We start from the raw sequence: 6000 nt of genomic DNA, 5'->3' as shown, positions 1-6000 counted from the left end.
GGGCTCGGCTTCCGCGGGCGCGGCGGCCGCCGGTACGGGCGCCGCGTCGGCGCGGCCGGACGCGGCCTGGATCGGCCGCTTCCTGCAATGGCTCGGCGTCGAGCACGAACGCCAGACGCTGCTCCTGCACGGGGACGCGGCCGGTCATGCCGCCGGCTCTGCTGGGCTTGGCGGCGATGCGGGGACGAACGCGGACGTCGAGCGGGCGGGCGACACGCTGAAGAGCGCGCTGCTGACGCTGGCGGCCAGCGACGACCTTCCCGCGCCCCTCCGCGAAGCGGCGCAGGGGCTGGCCGGGCAAATCACGGGCCAGCAGCTGCTGCTCTCGCCGGAGCGGCAGAACATGGCGCTCATGAGCCATATGACGCTGTTCGTGCCGATGAAGGGGCCGGACGGGGATACGACGGCGACGATTCACGTCCAGACGCGCCGGGGACGGAAGGGCGAATGGGACGCGGACAACTGCCGCCTGCTGTTCGATCTGAAGATGAAAAATCTCGGCGACACGATCGTGGACGTGCACGTCGTGGACAAGGTCGTCTCGCTTCGGCTGCTGAACGACCGGCCCTGGGTGGCGGAGCTCGTGGAGGCGGCCAGGGACGAAGCGGCGGCGGGGCTCGGCGCGGCCGGCTACCAGCTGCTGTCGTTGAAGACGGTGCCGTTCCCGGCGTCCTCGGCGGCGGACCCGTCTTCCGGCGATAAGGGAGCGGCCGCCTCCGGAGGTCCGATCGACCGGCTGGCTTCGGACGCCTACGCGGCCAAGCCCTACAAGGGGGTCGACTACCGCGCATGAACCCGCAGGAGAAGGAGCCCGGCTCCGAGGCCGCCGGGACCGCGCTGCCGCGCAAGGCGGTGGCGCTCAAGTACAGTCCCGAGAAGGCTTCCGCCCCGATCGTCGTCGCGAAGGGACAGGGCCATCTGGCCGAAGAGATCGTGAAGCGCGCCAAGGAGAACGGAGTGCCGATCCAGGAGGACGCTTCGCTGGTCGAAGTGCTCGCCAAGCTGGATCTGGAGCAGGAGATTCCGCCCGAGCTGTACCGGCTCGTGGCGGAGGTGCTCAGCTTCGTCTACCGCGCCGACCGGAGAGCCGGCTTGAAGGATGCCGACAGCGATCTGCTGCCTTGAGGAGGAACGGGAGGAGGAACCGGGATGGACGGAAGACCCCGGCCGCCGCGCAAGCCGGCCGCGGACGGACGACGCGCGACGGGGCTCGCCGCGGAGCGGGAGGCGGCCCGGCATTTGACCGCGCTGGGATATCGCATCGTGGAGCGCAACTGGCGCTGCCGTTCCGGCGAGATCGACCTGATCGCGCTCGACGGCGGCGTTCTCGTGTTCGTCGAGGTGCGGTCCCGCCGCAATCCGACGCGCTTCGGAACGGCCGTCGAGGCGATTACGCCGCGCAAGCGGGCCCAGGTGCGGGCGGTCGCCCAAATTTATCTGGCGATGAGCCCGTCGGCGCGTGACAGCTCCGTCCGCTTCGACGTCGTCGCCGTCACGTTCGACGGGGAGGGAATGGTGGCCGAGCTTCGGCACCTGGAAGGAGCGTTCTGACCCGGTACCGCCATTCGTCCCGGAGGCTTCGCTTCATTACTCCAGCCGTCCGTTCCGGCGGGCGCCATCAAGCGGATGCCCGGGCGGCAACTCCGATCGTCAGCTCTCAACGACATATCGATAGAATCGGGCATTGCGACAATAGACCTCCCGGAACGCCGGAACGGCGAACCGGGAGGTCTTCCGATTCCATGGCGGGCAGCTCGCTCGATAACGGGAACGGCCCGTTCGCTTGCGGGACGCCTTCGCTAGCCGGCCGCGTTCGCGTCCAGGCAGCGGTACTGCACCGCTTCCGCGACGTGCTCCTCCTTCACGGCGTCGCTGCCGGCGAGATCGGCGATCGTTCGCGACATCTTCAAGATGCGGTCGTGGGCCCGGAAGCTGAGGCCAAGACCCGCGTACGCGCCCGCGAGCAGCGACTCCGCGCCGGGCGCCAGCTTCACGTGCTCCGCCAGCCTCCGTCCCGACAGCTCGCTGTTCCAGCGGATGCCGAGGCTTCGATAGCGGAATCGCTGGCGCTCTCCGGCTTCGGCGACGAGCTCCCTCGCTTGCGCGGAAGTCATCCCGTCCTGCGCGGAAGGGACGATCGGCTGCCGGGGCATCTCGACCTGCAGGTCGATCCGGTCGGCGAGCGGTCCGGACATGCGCGCGCGGTAGCGGGCGACGGCCAAGGCGGAGCACGTGCAGGGATGCTCCTTCGTCTCGGCGCCCCAATAGCCGCACGGACAGGGATTGGCCGAAGCCGCCAGCATGAAGCGCGCGGGGAAGCTGACGACGCCTCTGGCGCGGCCGATCGTCACGTGCCGGTCCTCCAGCGGCTGGCGCAGCGCCTCAAGCGCCGTCCGCGGGAATTCCGGCATCTCGTCGAGGAACAGCACGCCGTGGTGGGCGAGCGTCGCTTCGCCCGGCTTCGGGACGGAGCCGCCCCCGATCAGCCCCGCGGCCGACACCGTATGATGAGGGGAGCGGAACGGCCGCTCCCGGATCAAGCCCGGCCGCTCCCTCCGGAGCTTGCCGCTGACGCTGTAAATCTTCGTCACCGTCAGCGCCTCTTCGTCGTCCAGCGGCGGGAGCAGGGTCGGCAGCCGGCGGCAGAGCATCGTTTTCCCCGTGCCGGGCGGTCCGATATACAGTAGATTGTGCATGCCCGCGGCGGCGATCAGCAAGGCGCGCTTGCCCCGATGCTGGCCGACGACGTCGGACAGGTCCAGATCGTGGCCGCCCTCTTCGCGCGCCGCGGGCCAAGCCGCCCCCTCGATCCCGGAAGAGGGACGCTCCGGCTCGGGATGCCGTCCTCCTCCGAGAATCCACTCCCGAAGCGAGCCGATCCCCCGCACCCGGATGCCCTCGATAAGGGAAGCCTCGGCGACGCACTCCCGAGGCACGAACGCTTGCGAGAGCCCTTCCTTCCGGGCCCGCTCCACCATGGGCAGCACGCCGGGCACCGGCTTGATCTCGCCGCTGAGAGACAGTTCCCCGATCAGCAGGGAGCCTTCCAGCATCCCCGCGGGAATCTGGCCGCTGGCGCCGAGGATGCCGGCCGCGATGGCCAGGTCGAACGCGCTTCCTTCCTTGCGCATGTCCGCCGGCGCGAGGTTGACCGTAATCCGGTCGAGAGGGAACTTCATTCCTCCGTTCTGAATGGCGGTCCGCACCCGCTCCACCGATTCCCGGACGGCCGGATCGGGCAGACCGACGACGGAGACCTGCGGCAGTCCGGACGAGATATCGACCTCTACCTCGATGAGCCGGCCTTCCACGCCGACCACGCTTGCGCTGAGCATTCTCACGAACATGACAAAAGCACCCTCCTCATCAAGCGTCGATGCGCTTGCGGAGAAAGGTGCTTCCTTACCTTCCGCGCTTCAAGTTCCTATGGCTATCAGTGTACGACTCGCGGCGCTTCCTGTCAACGCGGAGGCGTCGGAGAACGCTAGAGACGGCCGCGGGAAGCGAAGGGCATGAATCGCCCGGGGATGGGCAATTCTAGTATCGATTCCCTGCGATTCGTTCGCATCTTGAGATGAAATCATTGCCGATTGGGACTAAAAAATTGATGAAAAACAGAGGTAGACGCGAAAAAAAGGTGTTACAATAGGAAAGGTTTAGGTGCATGGACATGTACCGAGCAAGGTTCAGATGCATGCAAAACGGGAGGATGCTAGGCCATGAATATTCATGAGTATCAAGGCAAGGCAGTCTTGAGACAGTACGGCGTCACCGTGCCTAACGGCAAAGTCGCGTTTACCGTGGACGAAGCCGTAAGCGCGGCTAAGGAACTCGGCACGCCCGTCGTCGTCGTCAAGGCCCAGATCCATGCGGGCGGACGCGGCAAGGCCGGCGGGGTCAAAGTCGCGAAGGGCTTGGACGAGGTGAAGAAATACGCCGAAGAGATTCTGGGCAAAGTGCTCGTCACCCACCAGACCGGTCCGGAAGGCAAGGAAGTGAAGCGCCTTCTGATCGAAGAAGGCTGCGACATCAAGAAAGAATACTATATCGGCCTCGTCGTCGACCGCGGCACCGGCCGCGTCGTCCTGATGGGCTCGGAAGAAGGCGGCACGGAGATCGAGGAAGTCGCTGCCCACTCTCCGGAGAAGATCATCAAGGAAGTGGTTGACCCGGCGGTCGGTCTCACGACGTTCCAAGCCCGCCGTCTCGCATACGCGATCAACATTCCGAACGAACTCGTCAATAAGGCGATCAAGTTCATGCTGTCGCTGTACGCGGCGTTCGTGGACAAGGATTGCTCGATCGCCGAGATCAACCCGCTCGTCGTCACCGGCGGCGGCGATATCATCGCGCTCGACGCGAAGCTCAACTTCGACTCCAACGCGCTGTTCCGCCACAAGGACATCGTCGAGCTGCGCGACCTGGACGAAGAAGACGAGAAGGAGATCCAGGCGTCCAAGTTCGACCTGTCCTACATCGCGCTCGACGGCAACATCGGCTGCATGGTCAACGGCGCCGGCCTCGCGATGGCGACGATGGACATTATCAAATATTACGGCGGCGAGCCGGCGAACTTCCTCGACGTAGGCGGCGGCGCCACGAAGGAGAAGGTCACCGAAGCGTTCAAGATCATCTTGAGCGACGCCAACGTCAAAGGCATCTTCGTTAACATCTTCGGCGGCATCATGAAGTGCGACATCATCGCCGAAGGCGTCGTCGCGGCCGCTCGCGAGCTCGGCCTCGACAAGCCTCTCGTCGTCCGTCTCGAAGGCACCAACGTCAAGCTTGGCAAAGAAATCTTGAACGGTTCCGGCCTGAATATCGTGGCCGCGGACTCGATGGCCGACGGCGCGCAGAAGATCGTGTCGCTCGTGAAATGACAAGGGAGAACCAACCGGGGAGTGTGAAGTCATGAGTATCTTGATCGATAAAAACACCAAGGTGATCACCCAAGGCATCACGGGCGCTACGGGAGCGTTCCACGCCAAAGGTGCTCTGGAATACGGCACGCAGATGGTCGGCGGCGTCACGCCGGGCAAGGGCGGCCAGACGATCGATTTCGACCTGGAGAACGGCACGAAGGTCACGCTGCCGATTTTCAACACGGTCAAAGAAGCGGTAGCGGCGACGGGCGCGACGGCATCCGTCATCTACGTCGCTCCTCCGTTCGCGGCCGACTCCATCATGGAAGCGGTAGACGCCGAGCTCGACCTCGTCATCTGCATCACGGAAGGCATTCCGGTGCTCGACATGGTCAAGGTGAAGCGGTACATGGAAGGCAAGAAGACGCACCTGATCGGGCCGAACTGCCCGGGCGTCATCACGCCGGAAGAGATCAAAATCGGCATCATGCCGGGCTACATTCACAAGAAGGGCCATGTCGGCGTCGTATCCCGTTCCGGCACGCTGACGTACGAAGCGGTTCACCAGCTGACGACCCGCGGCATCGGCCAGTCGTCCGCGGTCGGCATCGGCGGCGACCCGGTCAAGGGCTCCGAGTTCATCGACATCCTGCACCTGTTCAATGAAGACCCGGACACGTACGCGGTCATCATGATCGGCGAGATCGGCGGCACCGCGGAAGAAGAAGCGGCCGAATGGATCAAGGCCAACATGAAGAAGCCGGTCGTCGGCTTCATCGGCGGCGCCACCGCGCCTCCGGGCAAGCGCATGGGCCATGCCGGCGCCATCATCTCCGGCGGCAAGGGCACCGCGGCCGAGAAGATCGCGAAGCTCGAGGAATGCGGCATCCGCGTCTCCCCGACCCCGTCGGAGATGGGCGCGACTCTCGTCAGCGTGCTCGAAGAGCGCGGCCTGCTCGAGAAGTGCAAAAGCTGATCGTTCGTTATATAATAGGAACGAATAGATCCGAATAGATAGCCAGGATAGGCAAGCAGCCTTCCGCCCTCCCCGTCCGGGGAGCGTGGAGGGCTGCTTGTTTGCGTTTCGGCCGGCTTAGGCGCGGCCGGGTTCGCGCCACAACCGAATGAAGGGAGAAGG

5 protein-coding genes and 1 pseudogene are annotated in these 6000 nt (G+C 65.2%); 5 read left to right on the top strand and 1 reads right to left on the bottom strand.

The window, feature by feature from the left end; genetic code table 11:
- The 3 genes and pseudogenes from H7B90_RS25550 to H7B90_RS25540 form a co-directional block, all read left to right on the top strand.
- Positions 1-793: pseudogene (locus H7B90_RS25550) on the top strand (hypothetical protein); the annotation flags it as partial.
- Positions 790-1125 (top strand): EscU/YscU/HrcU family type III secretion system export apparatus switch protein, encoded by a 336-nt coding sequence (locus H7B90_RS25545; RefSeq protein WP_185138733.1) that lies wholly within the window; start codon positions 790-792, stop codon positions 1123-1125. The pseudogene H7B90_RS25550 and the gene H7B90_RS25545, both read left to right, overlap by 4 nt.
- Before the next feature lie 24 nt (positions 1126-1149).
- Entirely contained in the window at positions 1150-1551 is a 402-nt protein-coding gene (locus H7B90_RS25540) for a YraN family protein (protein ID WP_185138732.1), read from the top strand.
- 248 nt (positions 1552-1799) lie between these two features.
- Here H7B90_RS25540 and H7B90_RS25535 read toward each other — a convergent pair whose 3' ends face one another.
- Positions 1800-3347: a YifB family Mg chelatase-like AAA ATPase gene (locus H7B90_RS25535; protein WP_185138731.1), complete on the bottom strand. Its 1548-nt coding sequence runs from the start codon at positions 3345-3347 to the stop codon at positions 1800-1802.
- Positions 3348-3719: 372 nt separating this feature from the next.
- Between H7B90_RS25535 and sucC the strand changes: the two genes are divergently transcribed.
- Together sucC and sucD are read left to right on the top strand one after the other, a co-directional pair.
- Complete coding sequence (gene sucC, locus H7B90_RS25530) at positions 3720-4880, top strand: ADP-forming succinate--CoA ligase subunit beta (RefSeq protein ID WP_185138730.1); 1161 nt, start codon at positions 3720-3722, stop codon at positions 4878-4880.
- A 31-nt stretch (positions 4881-4911) separates the two neighbouring features.
- Positions 4912-5838, top strand: coding sequence for a succinate--CoA ligase subunit alpha (gene sucD, locus H7B90_RS25525; RefSeq protein ID WP_185138729.1), 927 nt, complete (start codon positions 4912-4914; stop codon positions 5836-5838).
- The last annotated feature ends 162 nt before the right edge of the window (positions 5839-6000 follow it).

The organism is Cohnella xylanilytica, assembly GCF_014212175.1.
Lineage (GTDB): Bacteria > Bacillota > Bacilli > Paenibacillales > Paenibacillaceae > Cohnella > Cohnella xylanilytica.
This window is presented reverse-complemented; position numbering and strand designations above follow the sequence as displayed.

Coding starts and splice junctions, on each gene's coding strand:
- H7B90_RS25545 (WP_185138733.1), top strand. CDS start 790: ATGAACCCGCAGGAGAAGGAGCCCGGCTCCGAGGCCGCCGGGACCGCG.
- H7B90_RS25540 (WP_185138732.1), top strand. CDS start 1,150: ATGGACGGAAGACCCCGGCCGCCGCGCAAGCCGGCCGCGGACGGACGA.
- H7B90_RS25535 (WP_185138731.1), bottom strand. CDS start 3,347: ATGTTCGTGAGAATGCTCAGCGCAAGCGTGGTCGGCGTGGAAGGCCGG.
- sucC (WP_185138730.1), top strand. CDS start 3,720: ATGAATATTCATGAGTATCAAGGCAAGGCAGTCTTGAGACAGTACGGC.
- sucD (WP_185138729.1), top strand. CDS start 4,912: ATGAGTATCTTGATCGATAAAAACACCAAGGTGATCACCCAAGGCATC.